Origin of the sequence: Streptomyces boncukensis (assembly GCF_011045075.1) — a bacterium.
Taxonomy (GTDB): domain Bacteria; phylum Actinomycetota; class Actinomycetes; order Streptomycetales; family Streptomycetaceae; genus Streptomyces; species Streptomyces boncukensis.
This window is the reverse complement of the sequence record NZ_JAAKZZ010000016.1, coordinates 21271-36771: the sequence shown is the minus strand read 5'-3', so window position 1 is coordinate 36771 and position 15501 is coordinate 21271. Positions and strand designations below refer to the sequence as shown.

The following is a 15501-nucleotide window of genomic DNA, read 5'->3' as shown; positions in this document are numbered from 1 at the left end:
GCCCACTGCCCCGCCCACCGCCACGCCCCGGCCGCGCGGCCGGGGCGTGCGCCGCGGTGACCGTTCCGGAAACGGCAGACGAGCACGCGGCGGCGGCCCTGTGACCAGCGGCCGACCGGGGCCCGCCACGCTGGCGGCCCGGCTGCGCACCTGTCTAACGTGCCCGTGGCGCACGCCGGTTGCGCCAGGGGAGGACTGGTCCGATGCCGAAGCCCACGCCGGAGGGGAAGCCCGTGCGGTCGCGTACACGCCGCACGCTGGCCGCCGCACTCGCCACCGCAGCGCTGGCCGCGCTGACGGGCACGGCCTCCGGGGCCGCCGCCCCGGAGGCCGCCGCGGCCGCCCAGCGGCACGCCTGCTCGCCGCACGTCTCCGTGCGCGGCTACTCCGACGCGCTGGACAAGACCACCTACGGCGGCGTGCCCGTCGCCGGACTCTCCGCGCTCGCCCAGGACACCGACGGGCGGATCGCGGCGCTGTCCGACCGCTCGGCGCTCTTCTCGCTCGACATCCGCCGCCACGGCGGGACGCTGAGCCCCCGCACGGCCGGCGTGGTGCCCCTGGCCGACGAGAACGGCGCCCCGCTGGACTCCGAGGGGCTCGTCGTCGACCGCCGCGACGGCAGCCGCCTGGTGTCCTCCGAGACCGAGCCCTCCATCCGCCGCTACGCCCGCGACGGCACCCTCACCGGCCGCCTGCCCGTGCCGCGCATGCTGCGCGTCGCTCCCGAGGGCCGCGCGCGGCACAACCAGACCTTCGAAGGGCTCACCGCCGCAGGACCGGGCCGGCGGACCCTCGTAGCCGCCATGGAGGGCCCGCTGGAGGGCGACGGGACGGACGCGCGGGGGCGCCCCCTGCTGCGCTTCCAGAGCTGGCGGAACGGCGCCCTGAGCGCCCAGTGGGGCTACCCGGCCGACCCGGGTCTCGGAGCCGCCGAGACCGCCGCCACGCGGGACGGACGGCTGCTGGTGCTGGAGCGGGGGTACGAGCCGGGGAAGGGCAACACCATCCGGCTCTACCTCGCCGACCCGCGCCGCGCCCACGACGTACGGGACGTGCGGCGGCTGACGGACCGGACGGTGGGCCGTCCGGTCGGCAAGCGGCTGCTGGCCGACCTCGGCGACTGCCCCGACCTGGGCGCTTCGCACCCCGGGGACCAGGCCAACCCGCTGCTCGACAACGTGGAGGGGATGGCCGTCGTCGGCCGCAGGGTGCTGCTGGTGAGCGACGACAACCAGAGCGCGAAGCAGGTCACCCGGCTGTACGAGCTGAAGGTGCGCCTGCCGCACCGCTGACGCCTCCGGAGCTCCGCGCGGAGCGCGGTGATCCCGAGCGCGGCGCGTCCCCGGGATGAAAAGCGGGGATGCGCGCGTTGCGTCGTGTTGCAGGCTTGCGGCAGACGTGAAGGGACACGGCGTGGGGCGTACGGAATCGAAGCCGGGGTGGGCCCGTCGGCTCGCTTCTTACTGCTGGCGGTACAAGCGAGCGGCCGTGCTGGCCCTGGGCGCCTCGCTCGCCGGCATGGGCGTGATGGCGCTCGTCCCGCTGCTCACCAAGGTGATCATCGACGATGTGGTCGTCGGCGGACAGGGCGGCCTGTGGACGTGGATCGGGCTGCTCGCCGCCGCCGCGGTCGTCATCTACGTCCTCACCTACGTGCGCCGGTACTACGGCGGACGGCTCGCCCTGGACGTGCAGCACGACCTGCGGACCGAGATGTACCGCTCCATCGTCCGGCTGGACGGCCGCAGCCAGGACGAACTCTCCACCGGCCAGGTCGTCGGACGCGGGACCAGCGACCTGCAGCTGGTGCAGAGCCTGCTGTTCATGCTGCCGATGATGATCGGCAACGCGCTGCTGTTCCTCGTCGCGCTCGGCGTGATGGTGACGCTCTCGCCGCTGCTGACGCTGGTCTCGCTGGCCGTCTTCCCGCTGCTGTGGTGGATCGCCGACCGCAGCCGCAAGCGCCTCTTCCCCGCCACCTGGTACGCACAGCAGCAGGCCGGTGCCGTGGCCTCCGTGGTGGACGGCGCGGTGTCCGGCGTACGCGTCGTCAAGGGCTTCGGACAGGAGCAGCAGGAGACCCGCAAGCTGCGCGACATCAGCCGCAGGCTGTTCGCCGGGCGGATGCGCACCGTACGGTTCAACGCGCGCTACACCCCGGCCCTGCAGACCGTGCCCTCTCTCGGACAGGTCGCCATGCTCGCGCTGGGCGGCTGGATGGCCACCCGCGGACAGATCACCCTGGGCACGTTCGTCGCGTTCTCGACCTATCTCGCGCAGCTCGTCGGCCCGGTGCGGATGCTCGCCATGATGCTCACCGTGGGCCAGCAGGCCCGCGCCGGAGTGGAGCGCGTCTACGACCTCATCGACACCGAGCCGCAGATGACGGAGAGCCCCGAGGCGCGCGAGCTGCCCGCGGGCACCGAGGCGTCCGTCGAGTTCGACGACGTCACCTTCGGCTACGCGTCCCAGAAGCCGGTGCTCGACGGCTTCAGCCTGCGCATCGAGCCCGGCGAGACCGTCGCCCTGGTCGGCACCAGCGGCAGCGGCAAGTCCACCGTCTCCATGCTGCTGCCGCGCTACTACGACGTCACCGGCGGCGCCGTCCGGGTGGGCGGCCAGGACGTACGCGACCTGACGCTCGGCTCGCTGCGCTCCGCGATCGGGCTGGTGCCGGAGAACAGCTTCCTGTTCTCCGACTCCATCCGGGAGAACATCGCGTACGGCGCGCCCGACGCCACCGACGAGCAGATACGCGCGGCGGCACGCGCCGCGCAGGCGGACGGCTTCATCACCGAGCTGCCGGACGGGTACGACACGGCAGTCGGTGAACAGGGGCTGACCCTCTCCGGCGGACAGCGGCAGCGCGTCGCGCTCGCCCGCGCCATCCTGACCGATCCCCGGCTGCTGCTCCTGGACGACGCCACCTCCGCCGTGGACGCCCGTGTGGAGCACGAGATCCACGAGGCCCTGCGCGGCGTGATGGCCGGGCGCACCACGCTGCTGATCGCGCACCGGCAGTCCACGCTCGCGCTCGCCGACCGTATCGCCGTCCTGGACGGCGGCAGGCTGGTGGACACCGGCACGCACGACGAGCTGACCGCGCGCTGCCCGCTCTACCGCCGCCTGCTGACCGACCCCGACGAGCTGGCCGAGGTCGAGCGGGACCCGGCCGGTATGGCCGCCCACGACGCGCACGCCGCTGTCGACGGCGTCACGCCCGGCCTGTGGCCGCGCGACAAGGCCGACGAGGAGACCGCCGGCACCGACGGCACCGGCTCCCAGAGCGGCTCAGGCGGCACCACGGCGGCGCAGAGCGGGCGTCCGGGCAGCTTCGCCTCCGAGCTCGCCGGGATGCCCGGCAGCCCGGAACTCCTCGCCCGGGTCGCGGCGCTGCCCCCCGCGGCCGACGTCCCCGACGTGGACGAGGAGCGCGCGGAGCGCCGCGAGGCCGCCTACGGGCTGCGCAGGCTGCTGCGCGGCTTCGGCGGCGCGCTGCTGCTCGCCCTGCTGTTCGCGGCCCTGGACGCCGGATTCGGGCTGCTGCTGCCCGTGCTGATCCGGCACGGCATCGACGACGGCGTCGACAAGGGCGCCCTGGCCGCCGTCTGGACGGCGTCCGGACTGGCGCTCGCCGTGGTGGTCGCCCAGTGGGCCGCGCAGTTCGGCTCCATGCGGCTCACCGGCCGCACCGGCGAGCGCGTGCTGTACGCGCTGCGCGTGAAGATCTTCGCTCAGCTGCAGCGCCTCGGACTCGACTACTACGAGCGCCATCTGACCGGCGCGGTGATGACCCGGATGACGACCGACGTGGACGCGCTGTCCACGTTCCTGCAGACCGGACTGGTCACCGCCGTCGTCTCCGCCTTCACCTTCCTGGGCATCCTGGTCGCGCTGCTCGTCATCGACGTCCAGCTCGCCCTGGTCGTGTTCGCGACGCTGCCGCTGCTCGTCGTCGGCACGGTCTTCTTCCGGCGGCAGAGCGTCAAGGCGTACGAGCTGGCGCGCGAGCGGGTCAGCGTGGTCAACGCCAACCTCCAGGAGTCCGTCGCGGGGCTGCGCATGGTGCAGGCGTTCCGCGGCGAGGAGCGCGGCATCGACCGCTTCGAGCGGCGCAGCGACGGCTACCGCCGGGCCCGGGTGCGCGGACAGTGGCTCATCTCCGTCTACTTCCCGTTCGTGCAGCTGCTGGCCTCCCTCGCGACCGCCGCCGTGCTCGTCGTCGGCGCCGGGCGGATCGAGAACGGCACGCTGACGGCCGGTGCGCTGGTGGCCTATCTGCTGTACATCGAGCTGTTCTTCGCTCCCGTCCAGCAGCTGTCCCAGGTGTTCGACGGCTACCAGCAGGCCGCCGTCTCCCTGCGGCGCATCCAGGAGCTGCTCCGCGAGGAGACCACCACCCCTCAGGCCGCCGAGCCGCGGCGGCTGCCCGCGCTGCGCGGCGGGATCACCTTCGACAGCGTCGACTTCCAGTACGCCACCGCCGATCCCGCGAGCGGCGGCGGCGAGCAGGCGCTCAGCGGCGTCCGGCTGGAGATACCCGCCGGGCAGACCGTCGCGTTCGTCGGTGAGACCGGCGCGGGCAAGTCCACCCTGGTCAAACTGGTCGCCCGGTTCTACGACCCGACCGCAGGCGCGGTCCGGGTGGACGGTGCGGACCTGCGGGAGCTCGACCTGACGGAGTACCGGCACCGGCTGGGCGTGGTCCCCCAGGAGCCGTACCTCTTCCCGGGGACCGTGCGGGACGCCATCGCCTACGGGCGGATGGACGCGACCGACGCCGAGGTCGAGGCGGCGGCCCGCGCGGTGGGGGCGCACGACATGATCGCGTCCCTGTCGGAGGGCTATCTGCACCCGGTGTCCGAGCGCGGCCGGAACCTGTCCGCCGGCCAGCGGCAGCTGATCGCGCTGGCCCGCGCCGAGCTGGTCGACCCCGACATCCTGCTGCTGGACGAGGCGACGGCCGCGCTCGACCTGGCGACCGAGTCGCTCGTGAACCAGGCGACCGACCACCTGGCGGGGACGCGGACCACGCTGGTGGTCGCCCACCGGCTGACGACCGCCGCGCGCGCCGACCGCGTCGTGGTGCTCCACCACGGCCGGGTGGCGGAGGACGGGACGCACGAGGAGCTGCTGGCGCGGGACGGGCGGTACGCGCGGCTGTGGCGCACCTTCACGGGCGAGACGGAGCCGGCGCCCGCGTAGCGCCCGCCTGGCCCCGAGGGCCCCGCAGGGAGACCGCGCCCCTCCGGGCGCGGTCCCGCACGGGGCGCGGGGGCCCGGAACCGGGTCAGCGGCGGTTGCGGGGGTGGGCCTTCGCGGTGCGCTCGTTGCCGCGCTTGTAGTTCCCCGTCCAGCGGGCCATCACCCGCTGCGGGTCGTCCGCCTCGACCTCCGCCAGGAACCGCACGGCGCGCGCTCCGCGCAGGATCACCGCGCGGCGGCCGTGGTGCGTGACGACGACGGACCCTCCCCCAAGCTCTTCGAGCGGGGAGGTACCCCCAGGGCGGCGCTCGTAGGTGAAGCCGTGCGGCGTCGGCATCCGCCGACCGTACGCCTCACCCGCGGCAGAGCGCGACCAGATAGTCGTCCACCGTCTGCACCCGCCCGTAGGGGAGCGGCTCGCCGTCCGCACGCCAGTGGATGGCGGCGATCTCCGCGTTCGGCGTGAACGCGGACGGCAGCGCGATCCGCCCGGTGAACAGCGCGCCGTCCAGGACGTTCCCGCCGGGGCCGAGGGCCGTACGGGTGAAGCCGACGAAGCGGAGCTCGTCCTCGCACACCAGCTGCCCGGTCTCCTCGCGCAGCTCGCGAACGGCCGCCGCGCGGGCCGTCTCGTCCGCCTCCAGACGGCCGCCCGGCAGCTCCCAGCACGCGCGGTCCCGCACGTGCGCCATCAGCAGCCGCTCGCCGTGCCACAGGGCCACCAGGACGTAGGAGGGGACGAGGGACTCCTCGGGCTCGCGGTGGAAGGACAGCAGCGCCATCTCACGCGGTCCCGTGGCGAGGGGGGCGGAGGCATCACTCATGACGGGCAGCGTAACGCCGGAGCAGCGGGGGGCGGGACCGTACGGGCGGGGCCGTTCGGCGACCGCTCAGCGGTCATCACGTTCCCGTATACGTACACCCGGGGCTAGCGATGACGTGGTCACGCCGATAGGTTCACTGCGATCTGTGCGAACCCAGGGAGGGTCGATGCGAAGAACGCTCAGATGGGTGCTGTCGCTGGTGGTGCTCATAGGCACCGTCACCGTCGGTACCGCTTCGGCGAGCGCCGCCCCGGCGGCGAAGACCGACATCAAGGACCGCATTCTCGCGATCCCCGGCATGAGCCTCATCGAGGAGAAGCCGGTCGACGGATACCGGTTCTTCGTTCTCAACTACAAGCAGCCCGTGGACCACCGCCGTCCGTGGCGGGGCAGTTTCGAGCAGCGGATCTCCATCCTGCACAAGGGAGCGGACCGCCCGACCGTCTTCTACACCTCCGGCTACGGGCTGAGCACCGACCCGCGGCGGAGCGAGCCGACCCAGATGACGGACGGCAACCAGGTCTCCATGGAGTACCGGTTCTTCACCCCGTCCCGGCCCAAGTCCGCCGACTGGTCGAAGCTCACCATCTGGCAGGCCGCCAGCGACCAGCACCGCATCTTCAAGGCGCTGAAGCGGATCTACGGCAAGAACTGGATCTCGACCGGCGCCAGCAAGGGCGGCATGACGGCGACGTACTACCGCCGCTTCTACCCCAGGGACATGGACGGCACGGTCGCCTACGTCGCGCCCAACGACGTGCGGAACAAGGAAGACTCCGCCTACTACGACTTCTTCGAGAACGTCGGCACCAAGCAGTGCCGCGACCGGCTGAACACCGCGCAGCACGAGATCTTCGAGCGCCGCGACGAGATGGTGCCGCGCCTTGAGAAGTGGGCCGAGAAGAACGACTACACCTTCAAGCGCGCGGGCAGCGTGGACAAGGCGTTCGAGCTCGTGGCGCAGGACATCGTGTGGGGCTACTGGCAGTACCACCTGCTGGACGACTGCGACTCGGTGCCCGGTGAGAACGCGTCCACGGACACCCTCTACAAGTGGGGCGACGAGGTCGGCGGCTGGAGCGCCGGCACCGACCAGGGCATGGAGTACTACACGCCGTACTACTACCAGGCGGGCACCCAGCTCGGTTCGCCCGACTACGAGGAGCCGCTCCTCGACGACGTGCGCAAGTACCCGGGCCTGAACGTGCCGCGCACGTACGTCTCGCGCGACATCCCCATGCAGTTCAACCGGCACGACAAGGCCATGCGGGACATCGACAGGTGGGTGCGCCACCACTCCCGCTCGATGCTCTTCGTCAACGGCGAGAACGACCCGTGGAGCGCCGAGCCGTTCCGCCTGAGCTGGGGCAGCAAGGACTCGGCCCTGTACACCGCGCCCGGAGCGAACCACGGCGCGAACATCTCCAAGCTGCAGGCCGACGACCGGAAGTCCGCCACGCGCATGCTCATGAAGTGGGCCGGCGTGAAGCCCGACAAGAGCGGGAAGCGGCTGACGGCGTACAACAAGAAGCTGGACCGGACCGACAAGCGTGAGCTGACGCTGCGGCCGTAGTCCCCGTCCCTGGCGCGGAACGCCGCCAGCAGGCGCGTCTGGCGCCCCTCCCGGGGCGTCAGACGCGCTCGGCGCACCCCACCGGGGTGCTGCCGCCCAGATCCACGTACAGCGCTGTGCCGGGCGGGCACCGGTCCCGGTGGGCCACCTGCCGGACCACGCGGTACTCGGGCGCGTGGCGGCCGTCGCGCGCGTCGCAGGGCGTCTCGCGCACCACGGACCGCCGTCCGTCCGCGCGGACGCAGTCGCCCACGATGGTGCGCGGACCGCCGCCGCCTCCCGGGTCGCCGGGGTGCGGGGGCTCCAGGGAGCGCATGCACGCGTAGCCGCGGAGCACCGTGCCGTCCCCGTCCTCGTCGGCGTCCGGCCGCCGTTCGCTGATGACCAGCACGTAGTCGGTGCGCTCCGGGCAGCGGGGGCCCCGCTCGCGCGGGCCCTCGTGCCGGGCGAGGACGATCGCCGACGCCCGTTCGCTGTCGCAGCCGACCTCCTCGACGCGCTGCCGGTTCCCGGTGCTGCACGCGTCGCGCGCCAGGAACACCGCTGCGGGCCCGCTCTCCGGCCCCCGGGACGCGCCGGCGGGCGGAGCCGCGTCCGCCGGGCGGGGCGGCCCGGTGCAGCCGTTTGCCGCGAGCGCGAGCACCATCGCGCAGCCCGCCGCCAGCACGGCGGCACGCACGGCATGGACACGCATGCTGTGACCCGGCCCCCCAGTCGTTCCCGTGCCCCCGCCCGACGAGCACCAGACTGCTCCCGCTGTACGCCGGGGTGCCATACGTCGAAGGAGTGAGCCGCCACCGGCGCGGTGGGAGGGGTGCGCCGGTGGCGGCATGCCGCCGGCCGCGGGCGGGGCGGAGAGGGTGTCCGACGCGATCGGCCGCGTCGCCGCCGCTGTCCCGCGGTGACTCCCCGGCGGCACACGAGTGGGACGGACTGTCCCGGAGGGCGGTTCCGCCGCCCGTGTGCGCGCTACGCGGCGGCGGCCAGCAGGCGCGTCAGGTGGTCGCGCACCCGGGGCAGCTCTCCCGCCAGCTCCGGTACGTCCGGGTACCACCGCTTCTCGTACTCCCAGCACAGCCAGTCGACCGGCACGTCGGCGGGCGCCACGAGCGCCGCCACCTCGGCGAGCGGCAGCACGCCGTCGCCGGGCGCCAGCGGCGTGGTGTCGTCCACCGCGCCGATGTCCTTCACCTGCACATAGGCGAGGTGGTCCGCCAGTTCCGCGTAGCTCTTTCCGGAGGGCTCGCCCGCGCGCCACGTATGCATGACGTCCCAGAGCGCCCCCGCGGCGGGGTGGGCCACGGCCCGCAGCACCCGGGCGACATCCGCACCCGCAGGATGCGAGTCGTGGGTCTCCAGCAGGACGCGTACGCCCAGATCGGCCGCCATGGGGGCGGCCTGCGCGAGGCGGCGTACCGCCGCCTCGTCGCTCTGCGCCGTCGGCGCTTCGCCGCCGCCCGGGAAGACGCGCACATAGCGGGCGCCGAGGTCCCGTGCCAGCTCCAGCAGCGCCCGTACCTCGGAGAGCACCGGCGCGTCCGCGCCGGGCTCGGCCACGCGCGGGTAGCCGGCCACCGTCAGGATCTCGATCCCGGCGTCCCTGAACCGCTCGACCACGTCCACCCGCTCGGCCAGCCCGATGCCCGGGTGCACCGGCTCCTCGGGGTGTGCGCGCAGTTCCACGCCGTGGAAGCCGCTGCCGGCCGCAAGGCGCAGCACGTCGGGGAGGGGGAGGCCGGGAGCACCGAGGGTGGAGAAGGCGAGTCGCATGCGCACAGCGGATCAGATGGGGGTCTCGCGGTACAAGGTCTACTCTGTCCTGGGGTGCCCGGCGCATGCCGCCCCGGGAGGGGCCGACCCTGCTCAGCCGGGTCCGCCGGCAGGGGTCCCGCCCGCGCGGGGCGGGGCCGTGGAGGCGCGTGCCGTCAGTTCGGCCCGCACGGTCGCCACGCCGCCGGGAGGCGGTGCCTCGCGGCCGAGGGCGAGCCGTCCCGCGCGGACGCCCGCTTGGTGCAGCGGCAGCCGTACGGTGGTCATCGCGGGGGCCGCGTCCGCGCTGAACGGCAGGTCGTCGAAGCCGGCGACGGAGACGTCCTCGGGAATGCGCAGCCCCTGCTCCCGCAGGGCGGCGCAGATGCCGAGCGCGACGGTGTCGTTGGCGCCGAGCACGGCGGTCACCTCGGGGGCGCGGCGCAGCAGTTCGAGGGCGCCGTCGTAGCCGGACGAGCGGTCGTACGCGCCGTGCACGGTCAGCCGGTCCGCGTCGGCCAGCAGGCCGGGGGAGTGCTCGTGCAGTGCGCGCCGGTGGCCCTCCAGGCGGTCCCGGGTGGTGGTGCGCTCCGCCGGGCCCGCCACGTACCCGATGGTGCGGTGGCCCAGGGCGAGCAGATGCTCGGTGAGCCGCCGGGCGCCGCCCCGGTTGTCGAACGCGATGGTCAGCGGCTCGTCCGCGTCCCCGCCTGCGCGGTTCCGCGCGGGCGCCGCCGGGCGCGCGGCCGTCTCCGGGGCCGTCCCGGGCTCCGGCAGCGGTGGCCTGCCGCACAGCACGACCCGGGTGCCGCCCGCCGCCAGGCGGCGCAGCCGGAGGGCGATCGCGGGGCTGTGCTCGGGGTGCTCGACCGCGCCGCCGGTGAGCACGACGGCGGCGGCGCGCTGCCGCTGGAGCAGCGTGAGGTAGGTGAGCTCCTGCTCGGGGGAGCCGCCGGTGTTGCAGACGACGGCCAGTTTCCGGCCCGGCCCTGGACCCCGCTCGCCGCCGCTCTCCATCTCGCTCTGGACGGCGCTCGCGATGATGCCGAAGAACGGGTCGGCGATGTCGTGGACCAGGACGCCGACCAGGTCCGAACTGGCCGCGGCCAGGGCGCTGGCGGGGCCGTTGACCACGTACTCCAGCTCTTCGACGGCCCGCAGGACGCGCGTCCTGGTGCCGCCCGCGACGGGATAGTTGCCGCTGAGCACGCGGGAGACCGTCGCCGCGGAGACCCCTGCCCGCGCTGCCACGTCGGCGAGGGTCACTGCCATCCGATCCTCCGTAGTCGTCTGGGGGGGGGGAGCCCGGACATGTTCTCACCCTCCGGAGCCTTCCGGATCCGGTACGGGCGGCGCGGACGGCGCCCGGGGAGCCGACGGGGACGCGCCGGGAGCGCTCCGGGAGCGCGCCGGGGCGTGTGGTGCCCGCCCCGCACCGCGCGGAGGGTGTCTTGTAGAGGGCCGCCCGCGCGGGCTAGGTTGGCCTGTAGAAAGCGCTTACTGCGAGGGTGCCGAGGGAGACGACCACGTGACACGTAAGACAGTTCGGATCGCCATGAACGGCGTGACCGGCCGGATGGGGCACCGGCAGCACCTCGTCCGCTCCATCCTCGCCCTCCGTGAGCAGGGCGGTCTGGACCTGGGCGGCGGTGCGACGCTCTGGCCCGAACCGGTGCTCGTGGGGCGCAGGGAGCACGCCCTGCGGGCCCTGGCCGACGAGCACGGCCTGGACCCCGGCGCCGTCTCCACGGACCTCGACGCGGTGCTCGCGGACGACAGCGTGGACATCTACTTCGACGCGCAGGTCACCTCCGCGCGCGAGGAGGCGCTGAAGAAGGCCGTCGCGGCGGGTAAGCACATCTACACCGAAAAGCCCACCGCCACCTCGGTCGGCGCCGCGCTGGAGCTGGCCCGCGCGGCCGACCGGGCGGGCGTCAAGCACGGCGTCGTCCAGGACAAGCTCTTCCTGCCGGGGCTGCGGAAGCTCCGGCGGCTCGTCGAGGGGGGCTTCTTCGGCCGTGTGCTGTCCGTGCGCGGCGAGTTCGGCTACTGGGTCTTCGAGGGCGACTGGCAGGACGCCCAGCGCCCCTCGTGGAACTACCGCGCGGAGGACGGCGGCGGCATCGTCGTGGACATGTTCCCGCACTGGGAGTACGTGCTGCACGGGCTGTTCGGCAGGGTCCGCACCGTCCAGGCGCTCGCCGCCACGCACGTGCCCCGCCGGTGGGACGAGCGGGGCGAGCCGTACCAGGCGACGGCGGACGACGCCGCGTACGGCATCTTCGAGCTGGAGGGCGGCGCCGTCGCACAGATCAACTCCTCCTGGGCGGTCCGGGTCAACCGCGACGAACTGGTCGAGTTCCAGGTGGACGGCACCGAGGGCTCGGCGGTGGCCGGGCTGCGCCGCTGCCGGTTCCAGCACCGCTCGGGCACGCCCAAACCGGTGTGGAACCCCGACCTGCCGGCCACCGAGCCGTTCCGCGAGCAGTGGCAGGAGGTGCCGGACAACCAGGAGTTCGACAACGGCTTCAAGGCGCAGTGGGAGCTGTTCCTGCGGCACGTCGTGCTGGACGAGCCCTACTCCTGGGACCTGCTGGCCGGCGCGCGCGGCGTGCAGCTCGCCGAGCTGGGCCTGAAGTCCTCGGCCGACGGCCGCCGCTACGACGTACCGGAGCTGGGCCTGTGAGCGACACCGCGGTTCTCCGGCTGCCCGCGCCGGACGGGACCGTCCGCATGTACACGCCCGCCGCCCGCGCCGCGCCCGCCACGCGCCCGGACGGCGCCGAGCTCTCCTCCCGCACGGTCTTCGCCGCCGCGCACGTGGTGGCCGATCCGCTCGCGGACACCCCTCCGGACGGACCCGCCGCGCTCGACTGGGACGCCACGCTCGCCTTCCGCCGCCATCTGTGGGGGCACGGGCTGGGGGTCGCCGAGGCGATGGACACCGCGCAGCGCGGCATGGGCCTGGACTGGGCGGGCGCCGCCGAGCTGATCCGCCGCTCGGCCGCCGAGGCGCGGGCCGTCGGCGGGCGGATCGCCTGCGGTGCGGGAACCGATCAGCTGACGGGCCTGGAGCCGTCTCTGGCGGTCATTCGCGCCGCCTACGAGGAACAGCTCCAGCTCGTCGAGGAAACGGGCGCACAGGCGATCCTGATGGCCTCCCGCGCCCTCGCGGCGGCGGCCCGCGCACCCGAGGACTACCTGGAGGTCTACGGCCATCTGCTGCGCCAGGCGGAGCGGCCCGTCATCCTGCACTGGCTCGGGCCCATGTTCGACCCGGCGCTGGAGGGCTACTGGGGCAGCACCGACCTGGACCGCGCGACCGAGACCTTCCTGGAGGCCGTCGCCGCGCACCCGCACAAGGTCGACGGGGTGAAGGTCTCGCTGCTGGACGCCGGGCGCGAGGTCGCGCTGCGCCGCCGGCTGCCGGAGGGGGTGCGCTGCTACACGGGCGACGACTTCCACTACCCCGAGCTGATCGCGGGGGACGAGCGGGGGCACAGCGACGCGCTGCTCGGGGTCTTCGACCCGCTCGCCGCCCGCGCCGCCGAGGCCGTACGGCTGCTGGACAGCAACGGCGGTGCGGCGTTCCGGGCCGCCCTCGACCCGACCGTCCCGCTCGCCCGGCACCTCTTCCGGACCCCGACGCGCTACTACAAGACCGGCGTCGTGCTGCTCGCCTGGCTCGCCGGGCACCAGGAGCACTTCACGATGGTCGGCGGCCTCCAGTCGGCGCGCTCCCTGCCGCACCTCGCCCACGCCTACGAACTGGCCGACGGGCTGGGGCTGTTCCCCGACCCGGGGCTGGCCGCCTCCCGGATGCGGAGCCTGCTCGCGGTGCAGGGGGTGGCCCAGTGAACCGTCCCGCGCCGGACCTGTCCCGGCTGTCCCTCAACCAGGAGACCGTACGGCAGCTTCCGCTCCCCGAGCTCGCCGCCGCGCTGGAGCGGACGGGCGTTCCGGGCGTCGGCCTGTGGCGCGGGCCGGTCCAGCAGTACGGGCCCGAGGCCGCAGCGCGGCTGGCGCGGGACCACGGGCTGACCGTCACCTCGCTGTGCCGGGGCGGCTTCTTCACGGCGGCCGGGCCCGCCGAGCGCCGCCGCGCCCTGGACGACAACCGCGCGGCCCTGGACGAGGCGGCGGCGCTCGGCACCGGCACCCTCGTCCTCGTCTCCGGCGGACTGCCGGACGGCAGCCGCGATCTGCCGGGGGCGCGCGAGCGGGTGGCCGACGCGCTGGCCGAACTGGGCCCGTACGCCCAGGAGCGCGGCGTGCGGCTCGCGATCGAGCCGCTGCACCCCATGTACGCGTCGGACCGCTGCGTGGTCTCCACGCTCGGCCAGGCGCTCGACCTCGCGGAGCGCTTCCCGGCCGAGCGGGTCGGCGTCGTGGTGGACACGTATCACCTGTGGTGGGACGAGCGGGTGCCGGAACAGATCGCGCGCGCCGGCGCGGCCGGGCGTATCGCGGCCTTCCAGGTGGCCGACTGGGTCACCCCGCTGCCGGAGGGCGTGCTGCTCGGCCGGGGGCAGCTCGGCGACGGCAGCGTCGATCTGCGGGGCTTCCGGCGCCAGGTGGACGCCGCCGGATACCAGGGACCGGTCGAGGTCGAGATCTTCAACCCGCGGCTGTGGGAGCGGGACGGTGCGGAGGTGCTGGCCCAGACGGCACAGCGGTACGCCGAGCACGTCCTCGGCTGACCCCGTGCGGCGTGCGAGGGGCCCGGTCCTGCGGACCGGGCCCCTGCGGCTGCGCCGGGGAACCGCACTCGCTGCGGCGTGCCGTCAGAACGGCACGCCGCAGCGCAGCAGCACGTTGGCGTACGGCTTGGTCTCCCCCGTCCGTACCACCAGCCGCGCCTCGCGCGTACGGGCCTTCAGCTCCTCGTGCGGGACGAGCTCCAGCTCCGTGAAGCGCCGCTCCAGCAGACCGCTCGCCGCGGAGTTCGCACCGCGCACCTCCCGGGCCGCCGTCGCGCCCTCCACCTCCAGTTCGTCCAGCAGCCCGTCGAGCACCTCGGCGAAGGAGGGCACTCCGGACCGGAAGGAGAGGTCCACGACCGCGGGCCCGTCCGGGATCGGAAGGCCGGCGTCGCACACCATCACCAGGTCGGTGTGCCCCAACCGGGCCAGCGCCCCGGACAGATGGCGGTTGAGGATTCCGGACTTCTTCACGTGGCGCCCTTCTCGCAGTTCCCCGAAAACTTCTCGAACTCCTCGGCGCCGGGGTACGACTCCTGGGCCCCCGCCCGGGTGACGGCGAAGGAGCCCACGCGTACGGCGTACCGCACCGCGTCCACCAGCCCGTCCCCGCGTCCCAGCCGCCAGCCGAGGGCACCCGTGAAGGCGTCCCCCGCGCCCGTGGTGTCCACCGCCGTGACGGAGGGGCTGGGCACCCGGACCGCGGCGCTGCCGGGGGTGGCGACCAGGGCGCCCTCGGCCCCGAGGGTGACCACGACGCTGCGCGGTCCGCGCTCCAGCAGCGCCTCGGCCCACTCCTCCGGCCGTCCCGTCGCGCGGTCGTCCACCCGGCCGTCCACCCGGCCGTCCGCGGGGTCTTCCAGCAGCCGTCGGGCTTCGTGCTCGTTGACCACCAGGGGGTCGCAGACAGCGAGCACGCTGCCCGGCAGGGGCGCAGGGGGCGAGGGATTGAGTACGACGCGTGCGCCGGAGGCCGCGGCGGTGTGCGCCGCCGCCTCGACCGTCTCCCGTGGGATCTCCAGCTGGAGGGAGACGACCGTCGCCGCCTCGAACAGCCGGCGCGCCTCGGTCACGTCCTCGGGGGTGAGCCGGGCGTTGGCTCCCGAGGAGACGACGATGCTGTTGTCGCCGGCCGCGTCCACGGTGATGAGGGCGACGCCGGTGGGTGCGTCCTCGCCCTCCAGGAGGCCGGTGGTGTCGGCTCCAGCCGCCCGCTGGGCCTGGCTCAGCATCCGCCCGTACGCGTCGTTCCCGACGCGTGCGAGCAGTGTCGTGCGGGCTCCGAGCCGGGCGGCGGCCGCCGCCTGGTTCGCGCCCTTGCCGCCCGGGTGGATGGCGAGATCCGACCCGAGCACCGTCTCGCCCGCCGCGGGCCGCTGGTCGACATGGACGACCAGATCGGCGTTGGCGGACCCTACGACCAGCAGGTCGTACTCGTGCATCCGGT

At 74.2% G+C, this 15501-nt stretch carries 13 protein-coding genes; 6 read left to right on the top strand and 7 right to left on the bottom strand.

Annotated elements, in window-relative coordinates:
• Positions 1–203: 203 nt before the first annotated feature.
• Positions 204–1295 (top strand): esterase-like activity of phytase family protein, encoded by a 1092-nt coding sequence (locus tag G5C65_RS03140; protein ID WP_165297023.1) that lies wholly within the window; start codon positions 204–206, stop codon positions 1293–1295.
• A 121-nt stretch (positions 1296–1416) separates the two neighbouring features.
• Positions 1417–5208, top strand: a complete 3792-nt coding sequence (locus tag G5C65_RS03135; RefSeq protein ID WP_338146217.1) for an ABC transporter ATP-binding protein — start codon at positions 1417–1419, stop codon at positions 5206–5208.
• A gap of 85 nt (positions 5209–5293) precedes the next feature.
• On the opposite strand, the gene G5C65_RS03130 is transcribed toward G5C65_RS03135, so the two are convergent.
• Together G5C65_RS03130 and G5C65_RS03125 are read right to left on the bottom strand one after the other, a co-directional pair.
• Positions 5294–5545, bottom strand: a complete 252-nt coding sequence (locus tag G5C65_RS03130) for a hypothetical protein (RefSeq protein ID WP_165297021.1) — start codon at positions 5543–5545, stop codon at positions 5294–5296.
• A 16-nt stretch (positions 5546–5561) separates the two neighbouring features.
• Positions 5562–6032 (bottom strand): NUDIX domain-containing protein, encoded by a 471-nt coding sequence (locus tag G5C65_RS03125; protein ID WP_165297020.1) that lies wholly within the window; start codon positions 6030–6032, stop codon positions 5562–5564.
• A gap of 166 nt (positions 6033–6198) precedes the next feature.
• Between G5C65_RS03125 and G5C65_RS03120 the strand changes: the two genes are divergently transcribed.
• Complete coding sequence (locus tag G5C65_RS03120) at positions 6199–7605, top strand: S28 family serine protease (protein WP_165297019.1); 1407 nt, start codon at positions 6199–6201, stop codon at positions 7603–7605.
• Between the two features lie 58 nt (positions 7606–7663).
• Here G5C65_RS03120 and G5C65_RS03115 read toward each other — a convergent pair whose 3' ends face one another.
• The 3 genes from G5C65_RS03115 to G5C65_RS03105 form a co-directional block, all read right to left on the bottom strand.
• Positions 7664–8299, bottom strand: coding sequence for a hypothetical protein (locus G5C65_RS03115; protein WP_165297018.1), 636 nt, complete (start codon positions 8297–8299; stop codon positions 7664–7666).
• 275 nt (positions 8300–8574) lie between these two features.
• On the bottom strand, positions 8575–9375 hold the full coding sequence (locus G5C65_RS03110; protein ID WP_165297017.1) for a sugar phosphate isomerase/epimerase family protein: 801 nt from the start codon (positions 9373–9375) through the stop codon (positions 8575–8577).
• A gap of 93 nt (positions 9376–9468) precedes the next feature.
• Complete coding sequence (locus G5C65_RS03105) at positions 9469–10626, bottom strand: LacI family DNA-binding transcriptional regulator (protein WP_165297016.1); 1158 nt, start codon at positions 10624–10626, stop codon at positions 9469–9471.
• A gap of 256 nt (positions 10627–10882) precedes the next feature.
• Here G5C65_RS03105 and G5C65_RS03100 point away from each other — a divergent pair, with 256 nt between their 5' ends.
• The 3 genes from G5C65_RS03100 to G5C65_RS03090 are packed head-to-tail and all read left to right on the top strand — an operon-like array spanning position 10883 to position 14054.
• Entirely contained in the window at positions 10883–12040 is a 1158-nt protein-coding gene (locus G5C65_RS03100; protein ID WP_165297015.1) for a Gfo/Idh/MocA family protein, read from the top strand.
• Positions 12037–13212: a dihydrodipicolinate synthase family protein gene (locus G5C65_RS03095; protein ID WP_338146216.1), complete on the top strand. Its 1176-nt coding sequence runs from the start codon at positions 12037–12039 to the stop codon at positions 13210–13212. Before G5C65_RS03100 ends, G5C65_RS03095 begins: the two co-directional genes overlap by 4 nt.
• On the top strand, positions 13209–14054 hold the full coding sequence (locus tag G5C65_RS03090) for a TIM barrel protein (protein WP_165297014.1): 846 nt from the start codon (positions 13209–13211) through the stop codon (positions 14052–14054). Before G5C65_RS03095 ends, G5C65_RS03090 begins: the two co-directional genes overlap by 4 nt.
• An 84-nt stretch (positions 14055–14138) precedes the next feature.
• On the opposite strand, the gene rbsD is transcribed toward G5C65_RS03090, so the two are convergent.
• Entirely contained in the window at positions 14139–14528 is a 390-nt protein-coding gene (gene rbsD, locus G5C65_RS03085) for a D-ribose pyranase (protein ID WP_165297013.1), read from the bottom strand.
• Positions 14525–15496: a ribokinase gene (locus tag G5C65_RS03080; RefSeq protein WP_165297012.1), complete on the bottom strand. Its 972-nt coding sequence runs from the start codon at positions 15494–15496 to the stop codon at positions 14525–14527. The genes rbsD and G5C65_RS03080 overlap by 4 nt, the downstream gene beginning before the upstream one ends.
• Positions 15497–15501 lie beyond the last annotated feature (5 nt).